This is a genomic window from Neobacillus sp. OS1-32 (assembly GCF_030915425.1).
Taxonomy (GTDB): Bacteria; Bacillota; Bacilli; order Bacillales; family Cytobacillaceae; genus Neobacillus; species Neobacillus paridis.
Genome location: NZ_CP133263.1, coordinates 68,731 through 87,509, shown reverse-complemented (window position 1 = coordinate 87,509; position 18,779 = coordinate 68,731). Strand labels below are relative to the sequence as shown.

Sequence of the window (18,779 nt, the reverse complement as noted above, 5' to 3'; positions counted from 1 at the left end):
AGCACACATCAAGTGTGCTTTTGCTACAACCTTTTCACTGTTCAGCGATTAAACTGATTTCTTAGTGGTTATCTTTTCCAGCCGGCTTGTCTTTAGGGTTTCCTGTTGACTTTTCTCCCGGTTTACCTGTTACCGGCTGATCTTTGGGCTTTTCGCCCGTTCCAATTTCAACTAGATTCGATGGTGCCGATTCATTCCCTGCAATATCGACTGCCGTCACATAATAGGCCCCGTTTCCGGCGGTAAATGATCGCTTCGAGCCATTTACAATACTGCCCACTTTTGCCCCCCCGCGGTAAATCCGATAGCCGACGACATCTTTGTCAGAAGCTTGCGACCAGCTTAATGTATTTCCGCTTGCTTTTAAACTAACAGGATTGGGTTTTTTTCCGTTATCCGCCAACCTGGCTGTCGAGACAAGTACCTTTCCCCAGCGATCCCGTTGGGGAATGAGCTGACTGTAATTATGAAAATTAGGCCCGACCATTCGCCGGATAAAATCAGGGTTTAAAATTAAGCCAACCTGGGCAAACTCCTTTGGTGTGGAAGGCAAGGCTAAATACTTCTTGTCTCCAATTGTGACATATTGACCTTCAATTAAACTGTCATCCACTTTTGTAGGAACATTATTAACTTTAAAATAATCACTTTCAACGAGTCCAGCTTTTGCACAGGCTGCAGAAGGAAGCAGCCCTGAAACGGCACAGTAGGAACGTCTGACAATTCCGCCCGGCATCTTAAAAGATTGTTTTGGGGCAACCAAATCGGGTCTGATTTTATAAGCGGCATTCATTAATTGAGCCCAGAGAGTATTCGTTCGCTGGCTGTAGGACATCCCATAAGTCTGGAGTGATTTAGGCTTGTCATAACCCCTCCAAAGCCCAAAGGTGACATTAGGATTGGTTGCGACAAACCAGGAGTCGATATACTGATTCCCAGTTCCTGTTTTCCCGGCCCAGTCGGCATTAAAGATTAACTTGCTCCTGAGCCCCGCCGCGGTCCCCATTTTGATCACGTCCCGCATCATATCTAGAGTAAGATAGGCCGTTTGCGGTGTGAAAACCTTCACCGGCTTCGCTTTATGCTGGTAAATTACCTTGCCATTTTTATCAACGATTTTGTCAATCAGATAGGCATCAATAAATTGTCCACCATTGGCAAATGTGCTAAAGGCGTTTGTATTTTCTTCAATCGTAACACCGTTCGTCAACGAACCGATACTGGCAGCAAGATTTGTATAGTCTGCTTTGGTAAGCGAAGTGAAACCCATTTTTTCAAGATACTTGGCTGGACGTTGGTTGACGATTTCCTTATACAGTTTCACAGCCGGAACATTGTAGGATTTTGCCAGTGCGTAACGGGCTGAAACCAAACCGCTGTAGCGGTAATCGTAGTTGTGCGGCCATGGACTGCTGCTTGCAGGATTAAGGCTTAAGGCGACATCAGGAAGAGGAGTCCCCGGTGAGGCCTTCCCTAGTTCAATTGCCGGAGCGTATATAAGCAGCGGTTTCATGGTTGATCCGTTTTGCCTGATGGCATTTGTCGCATGGTTCAACTGGTGCTCGCTATCATACTTTCTTCCGCCAACAAAACTGATGATTTTTCCGGTTTTATTTTCAATCAACATGGCACCAACCTGGACAGGCTCCATCACTGTTTTCCATTCCCCTGTATCCGGGTCTTTTATTTTATCCGGTTTATTCGGTCCATACCATTGGTATCGGTCCTTTACTTTTTGCATTGCATCGTAAATTTTTTTATCAATAGTCGTATAAATTTTATACCCATTCTGTCGCAAATCATGGGCTGCTAACGTTTTATATTTATAGTAAAGCGAATCATCCTTTTTTAAATCCTTTTCCGAATAACCGTCCTTTTGTGCCAGCACTGTCATTAAAACCTCTTTGGCCCGGTTTTCAATTTCAAAGGTCAGCCAAGGATATTTTTCAATCGGATTGGCAGCACGTGGGATAAAGTCTTTTGTAATGTCATAGGCAGATGCTTCTTTATATTGCTTTTCACTAATATAACCGCCGTCATACATTCTCTTTAATACTGTTTTCATCCGGGAAAGACCTGGTTCCAGGTGCTTTTTAACAGTTCCTTCATTTGTAAACGGAGTATAGCCAAACGGACTTTGCGGCAAGCCGGCAATAAAGGCAGCCTGTGCTAATGTTAATTCACTTGCCCTTTTCCCAAAAATCCCCTTCGCTGCTGCTTGAACCCCGGCAATGTTTTTACCGGAAGAGTTTCTTCCAAAGGTAGAAACATTCAGGTAAGCCTCCAGTATTTCCTTCTTACTAAAAAATTTCTCTAGCCGGAGTGCCAGTAAAATCTCATTGGCTTTCCTTTGAAATGAAACTTCGTTCGTCAGAATTTGGTTTTTAATTAATTGCTGGGTTAATGTACTACCTCCTGATTGGACTGAGGAGTTTGTAACTTCTTGAAACAGAGCACGCAGAACAGCCTTTGGTACAACACCGTGATGTTGATAAAAATATTCGTCCTCAGTGGCCACGATGGCCTTTATCAAATAATCAGACACTTGATCAAGGCTAACTTCCTCACGTTCAAGATCAGTTCTTAGCTTTCCAAGATAGACATTATGATCAAAATATAATTCCGATGTTTCTGTGTAATTATAAATATCTTTTTTCATGCTCTCATAAGAACGGACAGGCTCATCCTTCACGAGTGATGCAAAGTAACCGGCACCAACACCTGCTGCAAACGCCCCCCCTAAAATGACAACTGTCATCGTTAGAAGGAATAAATTCCATACGACTGCATAGGTAATCCGAGCGCCCTTTACCGTTTTTCCATGGGTTAATAAGGTAAAGATGGACTTTATTTTGTTGATCCATTTTTGCCATTTTTCCTTCATTAATTCCATCACCTCATCTAAAATTACCTTCAATTATATCATATCGATAAGCGGAAGATTGACATGATTCATCATTTTTCTGAAATTTCCCTATCTAATTTGACAATGAAAAAGGATTATGATAAAAAAGACTATAAGTTATTTTTATTAAAGGCTGTGAAGGGAAACAATCGTAGTTCTTCTATCCCTGTATCAAGAGAGACAGCGGTCGGTGCAAGCTGTCACAAATAGAAGAATGAATTACATCCTCGAGCTTTCTCCGTGAAACAATTCAAGTAGCGGAGGACGGATAAAACCGTTATTTTTTTCGAGTTGGAGGATTATGATCCTCAAGCTGGGTGGTACCGCGATTTCTTTCGTCCCTGCATTTTATGCAGGGACTTATTTTTTTATCTGGAGGTAGTTATTGGTGAACTTACTGGAAGATTTACAATGGCGGGGAATTATTTATCAGCAAACGGATGAAGAAGGCCTGAAAGAACTGTTAAATAGGGAAAAAATATCGCTTTACTGCGGAACAGACCCGACTGCTGACAGTCTTCATATCGGTCATTTAGTGCCATTTTTAACATTAAGAAGATTTCAGGAGCATGGCCACCGGCCAATCGTTTTAGTCGGCGGGGCAACTGGCCTAATTGGTGACCCAAGCGGAAAAAAAGAAGAGCGAAAACTGCAAACATTAGAGGCGGTGGAGAAAAACGCTGCGGGAATTAAAAAACAGCTCGAGGCTATTTTTGATTTTGAGGGAGAAAATGGCGCCATCATGGTAAATAACTACGATTGGACCAAATCCATGAGTGTTGTTACCTTCCTTCGTGATATCGGAAAATATATTGGGGTTAATTACTTGCTGGCCAAAGATACGATTGCCAACCGCCTTGAAACAGGAATTTCCTTTACTGAATTTACTTATACAATCCTGCAAGCAATGGATTTCAATCATTTATATGATCACTATCATTGTAAATTGCAGATTGGCGGCAGTGACCAGTGGGGAAATATTACCACCGGCTTAGAGCTCATCCGGAAAATGCATTCGGATGAAGCGAAAGCATATGGAATGACGATCCCACTTGTGACAAAGGCAGATGGCACCAAGTTTGGCAAATCTGAAGGTGGCGCTATTTGGCTGGATCCGGAAAAAACGACACCATATGAGTTTTATCAATTCTGGATTAACACTGCTGATGCCGACGTGGTGAAATTTTTGAAGTATTTCACCTTCCTTTCTCATGACGAAATTGAACAATTGGCCAAAAGCGTCGAAGAAGAACCACATCTGCGCAAAGCGCAAAAGGCGTTAGCGGAAGAAATGACCCGTTTGATTCACGGCGAGGACGCATTGCAGCAAGCAATTAAAATTTCTCAGGCGCTTTTCAGCGGCGATGTAAAAAATTTATCGGCTAATGAAATCAAGCAGGGTTTTAAGGACGTTCCAACATACGAAGCAGCCGGAGAGGAAAATTTAGTTGACCTGTTAGTGGCTGCCAAAATTTCTCCGTCGAAACGTCAAGCACGTGAAGACATCTCGAATGGGGCTGTTTCTGTGAATGGGGAAAAAATTACCGACACCGCCTATGTTCTCCAAGAAGCAGATCGGATTGAAGGACAGTTTATTATCATTAGAAGAGGGAAAAAGAAGTATACATTAATTAAATATTAATAGCTCATTCTTTTACGATTTTTTAATTCGCTAATATAATGCACTAAATCGCTAATAAAAGGTCCAGATTCGCTAATAAAACGTTCAAATGCGCCAATAAATCGGTAGAACTTTATGAAATAGTGCGTTATAAAAAGACAGCACATCAAGCGGTGATGTGCTGTCTTTGTTTCATCTTAGTCTTCCATTGTTGAAAGGTCACCGGTTGGTAAATCCAACTCCCATGCCTTTAGGACACGTCTCATGATTTTACCGCTGCGCGTCTTTGGCAGTTTGTCACGGAAGTCTATTTCCCTTGGAGCTGCGTGGGCAGCAAGTCCTTTTTTAACAAATTGACGAATATCCTCTTTCAATTCTTCGGAAGGCTCATAACCATCTCTAAGAGCAACAAAAGCTTTAATAATCTCACCACGGACGGGATCCGGCTTTCCGATTACTCCAGCCTCAGCGACCGCTGGATGCTCAACCAGCTTGCTTTCAACTTCAAATGGCCCGACGCGTTCACCGGATGTCATGATGACATCGTCGACCCGGCCTTGGAACCAGAAATATCCATCCTCGTCCATATAGGCTGAATCCCCCGAAACATACCAGTCGCCATTTGGCATGAAATATGATTCATACTTCTCTTTGTTATTCCAAATCGTATACATCATCGACGGCCAGCCTTTTTTGATCGCCAAATTGCCCATCCGGTACGGCGGCAGCTCATTGCCTTGATCATCAACAATTGCCGCAACAACCCCGGGAATCGGTTTCCCCATTGAACCCGGTTTAATCGGCATACAAGGGTAGTTGCTGATCAATTGCCCGCCAGTCTCCGTCATCCACCAGTTGTCATGAATTCGTTTATTAAATACCTTTACACCCCATTTTACAACCTCAGGGTTTAACGGCTCGCCAACACTTAAAATGTGACGCAGGCTGCTTAAATCATATTTTTTAACAAGTTCATCCCCCGCTCCCATTAACATTCTGAATGCGGTTGGGGCACTATACCAAACGGTAACACCAAAGTCTTCGATCATCTTATACCAGGAATCCGGGCTGAAGCGGCCGCCAATAATGACGTTAGAGGTTCCGGTTAACCATGGACCGAACATTCCGTAAGAAGTTCCGGTTACCCAGCCCGGGTCAGCTGTGCACCAGTATACGTCCTCTTCTTTTAAATCAAGTACCCATTTTGCTGTTTGATAATGCTGAATCATCGCATTATGTACATGCAGCACGCCTTTCGGTTTTCCAGTGGAACCAGAAGTATAGTGAAGGATCAGACCATCATTGCGCTCAACCCATTCAATCTGAAGTTCCTTAGAAGCCTCGGCAAATTTGTCTAAAAAGTCAACAAAGATCCCCTCTTCCTTCACATTTTGACCAACAAGGAAAATATGCTTCAATTCCGGCAAGTCTTGTACAGGAACTCGATCGAGTAACTCCGGAGTTGTGACTAAAACTTTTGCTCCACTGTCTTGCAGGCGGTCCCTGACCGCACCCTCCATGAAAGCTTCGAACAATGGACCAACAATGGCACCAAGCTTAATAATCCCCAGCGCAACAAAGTAAAGTTCTGGTGAACGCGGCATAAAAATAAATACCCGGTCGCCCTTCTCAACATCACCATACTTCTTTAGTACATTTCCCGCTTTGTTTGAAAGCTCTTTCATTTCTTTAAAAGTATACTTTTCATTTCTAGATCCGTCACGATAGTAGAGAGCAATCTTGTTTTTCCGGAAGGTCTCAACGTGGCGGTCGATGGCCTCATAAGCCATATTGACAAGCCCTGTCTCACTCCAGGAAAATTCCTTTTCTGTTTCTTTCCAGTTGAATTTTTCATACATTTCCTCATAATTGCGTAAATTATATTCCCCCTGTACAACTGGTAACGCTTCCACTCTCACAAAATCTCCCCCTTTTTAAAGTTGATAATGTTATTATATTACCAAAGGCGACAATTCACAATTTTAAAAAAATATTTTTTTAAAATTTTTTCCGAAATTTGTAACAATTAAGATAAAGATTCCAAAAATTTTTGTGAAGTAACTTTTCCGTCATGAAAATTATGTATAATATATTTGTGATATTATTGATTTCTAGGGGTGACTTAATGGAACATAAAAAAACTTACAATGCCAAGGAGTTAAAGACTCCTAATGGCACGCTAATTATTGAGGGTCCTATTTCCTCAGTCCAGCTGAAAGCGTTAGATTTTCATAAAGATTTAATTGCCTTTCGCCCCCCAGAACAGCAGCACAAGGCTCTAATCGGAATTGCTGATTTGCCAGAAGGCCGAATCATTATTGCAAGACATCGAAATACCATTGTTGGCTATGTTACATTCCTCTATCCCGACCCGATGGAACGCTGGTCAGAGGGAAAGATCGAAAATCTAATTGAATTGGGTGCGATTGAAGTAATCCCGGAATTTAGAGGCTGTGCAGTTGGCAAAAACCTTTTAAAAGTGTCAATGATGGATGACGCAATGGAAGATTATATTATCATTACAACAGAATACTATTGGCATTGGGATTTAAAAGGAACGAAATTAAATGTATGGGAATATCGAAAGGTTATGGAAAAAATGATGAATGCCGGTGGGTTAGAGTGGTATGCCACAGACGATCCGGAAATTTGTTCCCATCCTGCTAACTGCTTAATGGCGAGAATTGGAAAACGGGTTGATATTGAAAGCATTCAAAGGTTTGACAGATTACGCTTTATGAATCGACTTATGTATTAAACTCCCAGTTTTTATCTGAATTTTAGAATTGAGGGGATCGCAATGATTGTAGAAGAAATCATGAATCGAGATGTTGTTACGCTGCATCCTACGAATACAATTGAGGATGCTATTCAGGCAATGGAAACTAATAATATCCGCCATATCCCGATTATTAATGGTGAAAATAATTTAGTTGGTCTAGTTACTATTTCCCGATTAAAAGAAGTAACTCCTTCAACATTCCGGACAACTGAAAATCCGGATGATTTAAAAAAGCCACTTGAACTGATTATGGAACGAAACATCATTACCGGTCATCCGCTTGACTTTGTTGAAGAGATAGCAGCGGTATTTTATGAACACAAAATTAGCGCGATTCCGATTATTAATGACCATAAACTGGTTGGAATTATTACGGAAACGGATATCTTAAGAACAATGGTCGAACTGACAGGTGCCCATCAGCCAGGATCGCAAATTGAGATAAGGGTTCCCAATATCTCCGGTGTCCTCTCCGATATTGCCGGAATTATCTGTAAACGACATGCCAATATTCTTAGCGTACTGGTTTACCCGGATAAACAGGATGATCAATATAAAATACTGGTCTTTAGGGTTCAATTAATGAATCCCACTGGACTCATTCAAGATCTCAGAAAAGCTGGCCATCACGTTTTATGGCCTAATCTTCCGGGGATTTCACTATGACAGATGCATGCAAATTTATCTTTTCCGAAGAACTGCTAAATTACAAATTTAACAATCATCATCCTTTTAATCAATTCCGGCTTAAATTAACAATGGATTTATTACAAAAGATCAATGCATTGGACCCAAAATGTATGGTTCCACCGAGAATGGCCACAGAAGAAGAATTACAGCTTGTTCATGATCCTGGTTTTATTGAAGCAGTGAAAAAAGCAGGCCACGGCCAGCTCCCGAACGAAATTGCCGAAAACTACGGCTTGGGTACAGAGGATACTCCGATTTTTCCCAACATGCATGAAGCCAGTTCATTATTGGTTGGCGGCACACTGACTGCTGTTGATGAAGTCATGTCAGGCCGGGCGTTGCATGCCCTTCACCTTGGCGGTGGATTACATCATGGTTTTCGGGGCAAAGCATCGGGTTTTTGTGTCTATAATGACAGCTCCGTAGCCATTAAATATTTGCTGGAAAAATATAATGCCCGCGTTCTTTATGTAGATACGGATGCACATCACGGTGATGGCGTTCAATGGTCGTTTTATGATGAACCAAGAGTATGTACTCTCTCAATACATGAAACTGGCCGTTATTTATTCCCGGGTACAGGCAATGTCAATGAAAGAGGACAAGGGGCAGGCTATGGTTATTCCTTCAACATCCCCGTTGATGCCTTTACTGAAGATGAATCATGGCTTCATGTCTATACACAAGCATTTAGAGAGATAACGGAATTTTTTAAACCCGATGTCATTTTAACTCAAAACGGGGCAGATGCTCACTATTATGATCCATTAACACATTTATCAACAACAATGAGAAGCTATCGGGAAATCCCCAAGCTGGCCCATGAACTTGCTCATCAATATTGTGGCGGCCGATGGATTGCGGTGGGCGGCGGCGGCTATGATATTTGGCGTGTGGTGCCTAGAGCATGGGCACTGATTTGGCTGGAAATGACGGAAAACTCGAAATTTTCGGGTCCCCTGCCTGCTGAATGGGTTGATTACTGGCAGGCTAAAGCCCCACTCGAATTGCCAAGAGAATGGGATGACCCGGAAAATCTATACCCTCCCATCCCTAGAAAATCCGAAATAACGGAAAAGAATTTAAATACGCTTGAAAAAGCGCTATACCCGATTAGAAATCAAAGGAAAAGCGAAACCGTGTAATGGCAAAAGCCGACCAAGATGGCCGGCTTTTTTGGCCGATAGGAAAGTGTGAAAACTTTCCTATTAGGCATAAGTTCAACTACGCCTCATGAACCGCCCTTAGGGCTCGCCAGTCGGCGAGTTTTCTTTATTCTTCTTATTGATTTCTTGTTGATTGTCGGTGTTCAATCCGATGTGGCAGTACCACAATTTGGTCCTCCACTTTTTCCTTATTCATTAATTTAGTTAAAAGGCGCATGGCCACCGCACCAATATCATATAACGGCTGAACAATCGTTGTAAGCTGCGGACGAACCATCAGTGACAGTCTTGTATTGTCGGATGTAATCACTTCAAAATCTTCTGGAATGTGGTAGCCTTTGTCTTCTGCCCCATGAACAACCCCAAGAGCCATTTCATCCGCCCCGACAAAAATGGCAGTAGGCTTTTCCGATAGTTCTAACATTTTATCAAAAGCTTCTAATCCAGAATCGTACGTATAATCTCCTTCGATAATAAGCTCTTCGTTAAACGGAAGTTTTGCTTCCTCTAAGGCTCGTTTATAACCGTTTAGCTTCTTGACAGTAATGTCAGGTTCATAGAACGGCCCACTGACAAAGGCAATCCGTTTATGGCCTCTGGCAATAAACTCATTAATCGAATCATAAGCAGCCTGTTCGTAATCAATGTTAACGGATGGAATCTTTTCGCTAGCTTCAATGGATCCCGCAAGAACGATTGGGACTTGTGATTTTTCAAACTCCTCAACATGTTCCTCGGTAACTTTGCCGCTCATGAAGACAATGCCATCTACCTGCTTTCCAAGCATTGTATGAATTAAATGTAATTCCTTATCTTTATTTTGGTCAGAGTTACTAAGGATAATATTGTATTTATACATCGTGGCAATATCCTCAATACCGCGGGCCAGCTCCGCGAAAAAGATATTCGATATATCAGGGATAATAACACCAACCGTCGTTGTTTTTTTGCTTGCGAGCCCTCTGGCAACTGCATTCGGTACATAGCCAAGCCGCTCGATGACTTCTAATACTTTCTTCCGGGTAACCGGTTTTACATTTGGATTGCCGTTCACTACACGTGAAACGGTAGCCATGGAAACATTTGCTTCACGGGCAACATCATAAATGGTAATATTATTCACTCATAACACTCTCCTAAAAACGAACATCGTTCTCTTTATTTTACATCACGTCGTGAAAATCTAGTCATTAAATCCAGTCTCACAAGATAGGATCCGAAACAAACCATTGATCCGCTTCCAACCCTTTTGTGATAAAGTAAACAATCTAAATTATGTATTAATGATACGACAAGAAAATAAAAGCCGCAATTGGCTAGGCGATATTTTTTTATTTTCTTAAAAAATGAACCTTCTGCTAAAACAGCAGAAGGCCATTCACCCTCAGATGATTAAAGGTGAACAAATTTTGAAGCAATCAGCTCATTATAGAATTGATCAAACTGTTCCAAATTCATTTGCTGCTGGGCATCGGACAGGGCAACAGCCGGATCTGGATGAACTTCCGCCATAACGCCGTCTGCTCCAATAGCAATCGCTGCTTTCGCACATGGAAGCAACAGATCTCGTCTGCCAGTTGAATGGGTAACATCGACCATGACAGGTAAATGCGTTTCTTGTTTTAAAATTGGCACGGCAGAAATATCAAGCGTATTTCTTGTTGCCCGTTCGTATGTTCTGATGCCGCGCTCGCAAAGAATGATTTGTCCATTTCCTTGGGCCATTATATATTCAGCTGCATTAATAAATTCCTCAATGGTTGCGGCTAGTCCTCTTTTTAACAGAACCGGCTTATTGACAGCCCCTGCGGCTTTTAACAGTTCAAAGTTTTGCATGTTTCGGGCGCCAATTTGAATGACATCCAAATATTCAGCCGCCATTTCAATATCAGCAGGATTGACAATCTCGCTAATCACGGCCATATCAAACTCTGTAGCCACCCTTTTTAAGATTTTGAGGCCCTCAACCCCAAGGCCTTGAAAATCATATGGAGAGGTTCTTGGCTTGTAGGCACCGCCGCGCAATAGCTTTAAGCCTTTTTCCTTCATTGCTTTGGCCACAGTGGCAACTTGCTCATAGGATTCGACGGCACACGGGCCAAAAACAAAATGCTGTTTGCCATCACCGATATATTCCCCTTTTAAATTGATAACGGTGTCTTCCGGCTTTTTCTTTCTGGACACAAGCAACGCTTTCTTGTGATCATCCTTTTGCAAATCCAAGCCTGCTTTAAAAATCTCCTTAAAGAGATGATCAATCGTAGCATTATCAAATGGTCCATCATTATTTTGCTTAATCTTGTCAAGCATCATTCTTTCGCGGACCGGATCAAAGCGAAAAACTCCTTGGCTCCCTTTTACATGTCCTATCTCTTGAACGAGCTGGGCCCTTTCATTGATTAACCTCAACAACTCCAAGTTTACTTCATCCACACGCTCTCTCAACCGCTCTAATTCATTATTGCCCATCTTTCGTCCCCATCCTTTCCTTCGTTTAACAATAGTCAAATCTATCGAGATATCGATTATGGTTTACCGGATTCATAAGTATTTTAAAAATTTTGTAACAATTTTATTAGGGTTTATTATAACGGAAAGTAATGTCTTTGTAATCTCTTTTTTCTTTATTTCTTAAACGCTTTTAAGCGTTAAAGTAGATGTTTATGGTATAAAATTATTGTATCGCAAAACCCTTTATGTTGTGACATTTTTTATTCATTTTCTTGCCAGGCCATTGTTAAAGAACGATTGGTAATTTTCCAGTGAGAGGCATTCCAAACAGCTTTCCCATCTGAAAAAAGAATCGCCTGCGGTGATTCATGCTTAATATCAAACCTCTCTGCTATTTCATTTGACAATGGGCGGGAATCTTGAACAGCCAAATAATAAGCAGGAATCTCTTGATGGTCTGCCGTAAATTTCTCATATTCCTTGTACGCAGCCTGACTGATTGGACAGGTAAGGCTGTGCTTAAAAAAATAAAAACGCGAATCCTCTTTGATGATCTCGTTAAATTGTTCGATCGTATCAACTTTTTTTAGCATGATTGGTATCCCTCCAAAAATAAACGGTGAAGTCATTTTATCACTTCACCGTGTGGTTAACAATTAAACTGGCCTTACCTTTTACAATTATAGTTTGATTCGCCGTTCTTCCTCGTCAAAGGCCATTTGAGCTTCTTTTAATTTCCTTTCTATCTCTCCGTCATTCACTGCCCCTTTATCATCCTGTTTTTTACTCGAGGTGCCAATCGGAATATAGATAGTTTCAGATTCATTCTCAGCTGCTTCATCGCTTACTGCTTTTCCCGTAACTCTATTCATAATCTCTGTAGATTGACGGGTTAAACCTTGTGAAAAATTGGAGGTTTTATTTCTCACTGTTTCACCCAATTCCACCGATTTTGTGACAATCGTCCCAGTGTTACTGCTAATGGAATGGCGCAGCTCTTTTCCGGATTTAGGAGCAAGGAGAAGGGCTGCTGCTGCCCCGGCAAGACCTCCAATCAGGGCGCCCAGAAAAAAGCTTTTACCCGCTGAATCTCCGGTGCGATTTTGGTTGGTTTCCCGTGAATCATAATCTCGTTTAGACATTTTTTTCAGCTCCTTTTTGTCCTAATAAGAGTGAATTTTCCGCTTATCGGTTTCATAAGCTTCATTTTTTAATTCCTTTCGTTCCTGCCATTTTTCTTTTAATTCCAGGAAGATATGACTCCATTGAATGATTTGTGATACCTTTTCTTTACTTTCCTCTACTTTTTTGTCAACCGTTGTTGTAATATTTTTTAATGTTCCGTTAAAGTTTGAAACGGTTTCACCTACTTCTTTTACCGCATCTACAACACTATTTATGCTTTGGGACTTTTGCTGAATATCATCAGCTAACGCATTTGTTTTTTGTAAAAGCAAGGTAGTTTCCCGTGTTACACCGTCAAGCTGATTCTCTACCCCCTTTAACGTATCAGAAACACTTGATAATGTTTCCTGAAGAGTCTTAAGGGTCTTCGATAAAAAAATGACAAGCACTAAAAACGCAACAGCTATCAAGGCAACGCTTAAGTATAAAATAATTTGCATGGTAAAACCTCCGCCTCAATCTATCATATGTATAGCCTAACTTTTGAGGATCTAAACCTCGCTATCATCTTATACTACTTCCATCTATTTGTCTCGTTTTCCTGCCATTAATTAAAAAAAATACTTATAGATAAAGCGAATTAGCAGATACATAAAATTCCTAAAATAAAGAGGCTGTCCCTAATGGCGGCAAGCACCACTAACTATATCTAACGCTTTACTTTGGTCAGCAGCTAGATATGCCATTGCGGTGCCTGACACCATCTTTTGGGTCAGCCTCTGTTAAACCAATAATTTTTCATACGCTTCTTGGAATTTTTGAATATCCCCAGCACCCATAAACAGGATGACACTATGATCATGCTTTTGTAATACGGCCGTATTATCTTCCGTCAGAATTTCCGCTCCGACAATTTTTGCCTGCAAATCCTTAATCGTTAATTTCCCATGATTTTCTCGAGCAGAGCCAAAAATTTCACACAAATAGGTACGATCCGCCAGCCTTAAAGCCGCAGCAAAATCCTCAAGAAAGGCTTGAGTCCGGGTAAATGTATGTGGCTGAAAAACAGCAATAACTTCTTTTTCCGGATACTTTTGTTTAGCTGCATCAATGGTTGCCTTTATTTCAGTCGGATGATGGGCATAATCATCAATTAATATTTGAGAACCAATTCTTTTTTCCGAAAATCTTCTTTTAACCCCTTGGAAAGTAGTTAATCTTTCCTTTACTGTATCAACACTCATTTCTTCATAATGACACAAGCCAATAACAGCCAGGGCATTTAACACATTATGGGTACCGAAGGTCGGGATCGAAAATGTATCATAAAAGGTATTGCGGATAAACACATCAAAGCTTGTTCCATCCGTGGTCTTCACAATATTTTTGGCTTGATAATCATTTCCTTCATCAAATCCATAAAATAAAACGGGAACTTTTGCCTGAATTTTTTGAAGCTGCTCGTCATCACCGCAGGCAAAGATAGCTTTATTCACCTGCATTGCCATTTCTTGAAATGCGGAAAAGACATCATCAATATTGGCGAAATAATCAGGATGGTCAAAATCAATATTAGTCATGATGGCATAATCAGGGAAATAGGAGAGAAAATGTCGGCGATACTCACATGCTTCAAAAACAAAATACTCAGCATTTTCTTCTCCTTTACCAGTTCCATCGCCAATTAGAAACGATGTCGGCTTCATTCCGGAAATCACATGGGCAAGGAGACCTGTTGTTGAGGTTTTACCGTGAGCCCCTGTAATTGCAATACTTGTAAACCGCTGCAAGAAATCGCCTAAAAAGCGATGGTAGCGGACAATCGGAAGACCGAGTTTCATCGCTTCTTGGATTTCCTCATGGGTGTCGGGAAAAGCATTCCCTGCAATAATGGTCATTCCTGGTTTTATATTTTCCTTTTGAAAAGGAAGGATTTTTATTCCGGATTTTTCAAGGGCATCTTGGGTAAAAAAGTGTTTTTCAAAATCGGAGCCTTGCACTTCAAATTTCATATCGTGTAAAACTTGTGCAAGTGCACTCATTCCTGTTCCCTTTATCCCCACAAAATGGTAAATAGTCATCAGATGAACCTCCAACCAACATAATACTGTAAAACAGTATATGACATCAGTCTGTATTTGCTAATCATGCAGCTTTTGTCAACGTAACAATAAAAACCTGCTAAACACATTTTTATATTATAGCACTGTTCATGGATAAAAACTATTTTATTACAAAAAGCAGTCAGCAATCTATTTTTTATTATTTGTCCATTGCTTTAAAGCAATACCATGATCATCAACCATTATCCATTTAAATCTTGAATCATCTCCAAATCGGTTTGGGTGATTAACACTTCACGGGGTTTGCTGCCATTTGCACTTGTGATGTAGCCGTTTTGCTCGAGCATATCCATAAGTCTGGCCGCACGATTATAACCAATTTTAAAGCGGCGCTGCAGGCTTGAGGTGGAGGCAGCCTGCTGATCCACAATAAATTCACAAGCCTCAAAAAACAGCTCATCCTCCCCTTCTGCTAGCTGCAACTTTTTTAACAGTTCTTCTTGCTCAAATAAATATTCCGGCTCCCGCTGTTCTTTGACATGATCCACAACCTGGTCAATTTCGTTATCTGATACAAATGTTCCTTGCAAGCGGACAGGCTTTGAAGAACCATTTTCTAAAAATAACATATCACCGCGTCCTAATAGCTTTTCTGCTCCGCTTATATCAATAATCGTTCGGGAATCAACCTGTGAGGATACGGAAAAAGCAATCCGTGTCGGCACATTGGCTTTAATTAAACCGGTAATGACGTCAACAGACGGTCTTTGTGTGGCAATGATCAGGTGGATGCCGCATGCCCTTGCCTTTTGGGCTATCCGGCAAATCGCTTCTTCGACATCTGCTGGTGACATCATCATAAGGTCGGCGAGTTCATCAATAATGATCACGATATATGGCAGTTTATCAGAATATTGCTTATGCTCCACTGCCAGTTCATTAAACCGGTTAATGTCGCGAACACCAGTATGAGCAAAAAGTTCATAACGCCGCTCCATTTCCTCGACAGCCCATTTTAATGCCGCTGTCGCCGCTTTTACGTCGGTAATGACGGGACTGACAAGATGTGGAATCCGATTATAGGGAGCTAATTCGACCATTTTGGGATCAATCAGCAGCAAGCGTAAATCCTCTGGTGCGGCTTTATAAAGCAGACTGATAATGATCGAGTTGATGCAGACACTTTTTCCCGAACCAGTTGCACCGGCAATCAGTCCGTGAGGCATTTTCTTTAAATCGGTAACAATCGGGTTCCCGGCAATATCAAGTCCTAGGACTACAGTTAATGGTGAGGCTGTTTCGCGAAAAGTACGGCTTTGAATAATCTCGCTAATAAATACTGGTCTTGCTGTTTGATTAGGGACCTCAATCCCGATCGTATGTTTACCGGGAATAGGGGCCTCAATCCGAATATCTCTGGCTGCCAGGCTTAACTTAATATCATCACTCAGGTTGGTGATTTTGTTGACCTTAACACCTGGCTGCGGCTGTACCTCAAATCGGGTTACAGAAGGGCCTTGAGTAACATTAACAACGCTGGCGCCAACATTAAAGTTCTCTAATGTCTGATTGAGAAGCTTCTCTTGCTGCATCATCCACTCGGTATCATTCCCTTTAGCAATCGGCGGTTTTAACAGCTTAACATCAGGGAATTGATAATGGCCTGGCAGATTTATTTCTCCGGCTGGCTCCTTTTCCTCTTCAATCTGTCCAAATGACATAGCTGCCTTTTCCGCCTCTCCAGGCTGGTTGGTATGCTCCTGTTTAGGTGCGATTTTGTTTATTCGTTTATGCATCCCCCATTTTTCCTTATCCTGCTTTAACATTAAAACATTAAAGGGTAAATGCTGTCTTGCTGACCGCGCTGACCTTCTCTTCTCAATATTTTCTTCCTTTAAAAACGGTTCGCTGCTGTTTTCTTGCTGCCGCCCGTTAGCTTCGGCAACTATTTCTTTGTTCGCAGCAGGCAGCTCATATGTATTTTCTGCATCCCGTTCCATTTCCACTTGCTCCGATGTATTCTCAAGCGAAACTGAAGTTTCTTCCACACACTGAGTTACAGGAGAGGATTCCTGTTGTTCCTTTTCCCTCTCAACAACTTCCGTTGCCAATTCCTTATTCTCAGGCAGCGGTGAAAGATCAGCTTGAAAAAAAGGACTTAGTTCGTGTTCAACAATATCTGTTTTTTTTCTTGGCCGCCTAAATCCAAATACCGGAGAAGGAATTTCGGTTGGATGAAATGAACTGTTTGCTTTTATTAGTCGTGTTTCCTCTTTAGGAAATGCATTTTTATCATACAAATCATCCACTTGATCAGTTTTTCTTTTTTCTGAATGCCTTGCTTTTTTTCCTTTATGTCTGCCTTCTGGATTTGTTTTGAGTAACAATTCGGGAGGCAGAGGGTTGCTTTTCGGATATTGATAGGAAACCTTTACCTCGACATCCTTTGCACCATCATATTGTTGAAGTGGTGAAAGATCTCCCTGTTTATCATTATGAAAAAAGGATTCAGCAAATTCTTCTTCCTCATCTTTTTTTAATTTTTGAAATAAGTTTTGGATCCAACTCAAAACTATCACTCTTTCTGCTGTCATTTATTACTCTATTTTAGCAGTAATTGATATTTTTTCGAGACAATTCTATAGAAATAGTTCAAAACAATTTATAATTGGACAAATCCGGAAATCATTCAAGGAAAAAGGACCACTTTCGGGTCCCAATTTTATTTTTTATTTATTTTTTCCAAGGATAAAAATCGGTTCTAATTCCCCATTTTGATAATAAAAGGATAAGGCGGTTATCGGGACGTGACCGCTTGTGAAAAAACTCATCGCCATTTGCGCCATTACATCATAGCCCCTGTCATTGCGAACATCGGCGATTATCAGGACATCCTGATGCGGAACAGCTACAACCATCGTTCCGGTTATTTGTTTTTCCATGTCGTGTAGAAAACCTTTATTTAAAATTCGGCTTGCATCGTAGCCATCATTTGTATTTAAAAAATAAAAAGTATTACCGGCAACTTGATCTTCTTTTAAATTAGTTGACAAAGATCTTACATTAAACAAAGCAATTTCCTTAATCCGATGTGGCTCCCAGCCCTCTTTTTCAATAATCCGGGAATCGAGTAAGCGATAGGTTTTTCCCATATCATAAGCATAATAAATTCTTGTTTCAGCCGTATGATCATCTGTCAAGAATGGTACACCTTCTTCAGCTTCCACCGGAAAGGATGTGGAACGGATAACGGGAAAGATTCTTTTCTCATGATCGGTTAATTGAACAGGGCTTACCATTGCCATCAGCCCTTGTTCTACATAATAAACAACCTCTTCAATCGCCTTTTCCTTTTCGTTATGCCACTTAGCCACAATGCCGGGGAGCGATACGGTAATCCCTTTCCCCGCTGTTTTACTTTCAATTCGCAGCTCGTCTTTCTCACGGTCATAAGTAATGATTCTATCCTCGCCTGCCAAGCGCGACTCCAATTCACGTTTCATTTTAAGACTGTCCATCTACATCCCCCTCTCGTTCCCAGGAATCGTTTTCCCTATTTTACAGGAAAAAACCTCCTTCTCCAAAAGGGAAGGAGGGCAGGTTCTATTTTAAACCTTTGATAAAGTTTTCTATTTCTTCTTTTGTTTTGCGATCTTTGCTGACAAAGCGGCCAAGCTCTTCCCCGTCCTTATAAGCAATAAAGCTTGGAATGCCGAATACATCAAGCTGTTGACAGAGATCTATATAGCCGTCACGGTCCACATGAATAAACGCATAGTCAGGAAATTCTGCTTCAATTTCCGGGAGCACCGGTTCGATAAAACGGCAATCTGGACACCAATCGGCAGAAAACATGAAAATTGTTTTTCCTTGTTGACGAAGCTGTTCAAATTGCTCCATGGATTGTAAATTTTTCATTTTAAAACGCCTCCGTATTGCCTTGATCATTTGTTAACGTTCTATCACATCATAGCAG

General features: G+C 41.2%; 15 protein-coding genes and 1 other annotated feature. Of the genes, 4 read left to right on the top strand and 11 right to left on the bottom strand.

The genetic code is table 11. The features are described from left to right. Window positions 1-61: 61 nt before the first annotated feature. Window positions 62-2,884 (bottom strand): transglycosylase domain-containing protein, encoded by a 2,823-nt coding sequence (locus RCG24_RS00510; protein ID WP_202653209.1) that lies wholly within the window; start codon window positions 2,882-2,884, stop codon window positions 62-64. Window positions 2,885-3,031: 147 nt separating this feature from the next. Then, window positions 3,032-3,251: a binding site (T-box leader), on the top strand. Window positions 3,252-3,293: 42 nt separating this feature from the next. Here RCG24_RS00510 and tyrS point away from each other — a divergent pair. After that, window positions 3,294-4,547 carry a tyrosine--tRNA ligase gene (gene tyrS / locus RCG24_RS00505; RefSeq protein ID WP_202653208.1) on the top strand — a complete coding sequence of 418 codons (1,254 nt, stop codon included), beginning with the start codon at window positions 3,294-3,296 and terminating at the stop codon, window positions 4,545-4,547. A 176-nt stretch (window positions 4,548-4,723) separates the two neighbouring features. Here the strand turns inward: tyrS and acsA are convergent, their stop codons facing one another. Then, window positions 4,724-6,445 (bottom strand): acetate--CoA ligase, encoded by a 1,722-nt coding sequence (gene acsA, locus RCG24_RS00500; protein ID WP_202653207.1) that lies wholly within the window; start codon window positions 6,443-6,445, stop codon window positions 4,724-4,726. A gap of 206 nt (window positions 6,446-6,651) precedes the next feature. On the opposite strand from acsA, the gene RCG24_RS00495 reads away from it, so the two are divergent. From RCG24_RS00495 to RCG24_RS00485, 3 genes are read left to right on the top strand one after another with little or no spacing between them, the layout of a single operon-like run. Beyond that, window positions 6,652-7,284 (top strand): GNAT family N-acetyltransferase, encoded by a 633-nt coding sequence (locus RCG24_RS00495; protein WP_202653206.1) that lies wholly within the window; start codon window positions 6,652-6,654, stop codon window positions 7,282-7,284. Window positions 7,285-7,326: 42 nt separating this feature from the next. Next, a complete protein-coding gene (locus RCG24_RS00490; RefSeq protein WP_202653205.1) occupies window positions 7,327-7,974 on the top strand; it encodes an acetoin utilization AcuB family protein in 648 nt (215 codons plus the stop codon). After that, entirely contained in the window at window positions 7,971-9,143 is a 1,173-nt protein-coding gene (locus RCG24_RS00485; RefSeq protein ID WP_202653204.1) for an acetoin utilization protein AcuC, read from the top strand. The genes RCG24_RS00490 and RCG24_RS00485 overlap by 4 nt, the downstream gene beginning before the upstream one ends. A 136-nt stretch (window positions 9,144-9,279) precedes the next feature. On the opposite strand, the gene ccpA is transcribed toward RCG24_RS00485, so the two are convergent. The 9 genes from ccpA to RCG24_RS00440 all read right to left on the bottom strand — a co-directional run bounded on the left by ccpA (window position 9,280) and on the right by RCG24_RS00440 (window position 18,721). Beyond that, window positions 9,280-10,287 (bottom strand): catabolite control protein A, encoded by a 1,008-nt coding sequence (gene ccpA, locus RCG24_RS00480; RefSeq protein ID WP_308078031.1) that lies wholly within the window; start codon window positions 10,285-10,287, stop codon window positions 9,280-9,282. Between the two features lie 269 nt (window positions 10,288-10,556). Continuing rightward, complete coding sequence (locus RCG24_RS00475; RefSeq protein WP_202653203.1) at window positions 10,557-11,633, bottom strand: bifunctional 3-deoxy-7-phosphoheptulonate synthase/chorismate mutase; 1,077 nt, start codon at window positions 11,631-11,633, stop codon at window positions 10,557-10,559. A gap of 242 nt (window positions 11,634-11,875) precedes the next feature. Next, entirely contained in the window at window positions 11,876-12,208 is a 333-nt protein-coding gene (ytxJ, locus tag RCG24_RS00470) for a bacillithiol system redox-active protein YtxJ (protein ID WP_202653202.1), read from the bottom strand. An 87-nt stretch (window positions 12,209-12,295) separates the two neighbouring features. Further along, window positions 12,296-12,757, bottom strand: a complete 462-nt coding sequence (locus RCG24_RS00465; protein WP_202653201.1) for a YtxH domain-containing protein — start codon at window positions 12,755-12,757, stop codon at window positions 12,296-12,298. Between the two features lie 21 nt (window positions 12,758-12,778). After that, window positions 12,779-13,240 (bottom strand): DUF948 domain-containing protein, encoded by a 462-nt coding sequence (locus RCG24_RS00460; RefSeq protein ID WP_202653200.1) that lies wholly within the window; start codon window positions 13,238-13,240, stop codon window positions 12,779-12,781. 282 nt (window positions 13,241-13,522) lie between these two features. Beyond that, the gene (gene murC / locus RCG24_RS00455) at window positions 13,523-14,821 is read right to left on the bottom strand and encodes a UDP-N-acetylmuramate--L-alanine ligase (RefSeq protein ID WP_202653199.1); all 1,299 of its coding nucleotides are present in this window, start codon (window positions 14,819-14,821) and stop codon (window positions 13,523-13,525) included. Between the two features lie 224 nt (window positions 14,822-15,045). Continuing rightward, window positions 15,046-17,373, bottom strand: a complete 2,328-nt coding sequence (locus RCG24_RS00450; RefSeq protein WP_308078030.1) for a DNA translocase FtsK — start codon at window positions 17,371-17,373, stop codon at window positions 15,046-15,048. 159 nt (window positions 17,374-17,532) lie between these two features. Continuing rightward, complete coding sequence (locus RCG24_RS00445) at window positions 17,533-18,321, bottom strand: DUF1444 domain-containing protein (protein ID WP_202653197.1); 789 nt, start codon at window positions 18,319-18,321, stop codon at window positions 17,533-17,535. A gap of 85 nt (window positions 18,322-18,406) precedes the next feature. Further along, window positions 18,407-18,721 (bottom strand): thioredoxin family protein, encoded by a 315-nt coding sequence (locus RCG24_RS00440; protein WP_202653196.1) that lies wholly within the window; start codon window positions 18,719-18,721, stop codon window positions 18,407-18,409. Window positions 18,722-18,779: the final 58 nt, after the last annotated feature.

Coding starts and splice junctions, on each gene's coding strand:
- RCG24_RS00465 (WP_202653201.1), bottom strand. CDS start 12,757: ATGTCTAAACGAGATTATGATTCACGGGAAACCAACCAAAATCGCACC.
- RCG24_RS00440 (WP_202653196.1), bottom strand. CDS start 18,721: ATGAAAAATTTACAATCCATGGAGCAATTTGAACAGCTTCGTCAACAA.
- murC (WP_202653199.1), bottom strand. CDS start 14,821: ATGACTATTTACCATTTTGTGGGGATAAAGGGAACAGGAATGAGTGCA.
- RCG24_RS00490 (WP_202653205.1), top strand. CDS start 7,327: ATGATTGTAGAAGAAATCATGAATCGAGATGTTGTTACGCTGCATCCT.
- RCG24_RS00495 (WP_202653206.1), top strand. CDS start 6,652: ATGGAACATAAAAAAACTTACAATGCCAAGGAGTTAAAGACTCCTAAT.
- ytxJ (WP_202653202.1), bottom strand. CDS start 12,208: ATGCTAAAAAAAGTTGATACGATCGAACAATTTAACGAGATCATCAAA.
- RCG24_RS00485 (WP_202653204.1), top strand. CDS start 7,971: ATGACAGATGCATGCAAATTTATCTTTTCCGAAGAACTGCTAAATTAC.
- RCG24_RS00445 (WP_202653197.1), bottom strand. CDS start 18,321: ATGGACAGTCTTAAAATGAAACGTGAATTGGAGTCGCGCTTGGCAGGC.
- RCG24_RS00510 (WP_202653209.1), bottom strand. CDS start 2,884: ATGAAGGAAAAATGGCAAAAATGGATCAACAAAATAAAGTCCATCTTT.
- RCG24_RS00460 (WP_202653200.1), bottom strand. CDS start 13,240: ATGCAAATTATTTTATACTTAAGCGTTGCCTTGATAGCTGTTGCGTTT.
- RCG24_RS00475 (WP_202653203.1), bottom strand. CDS start 11,633: ATGGGCAATAATGAATTAGAGCGGTTGAGAGAGCGTGTGGATGAAGTA.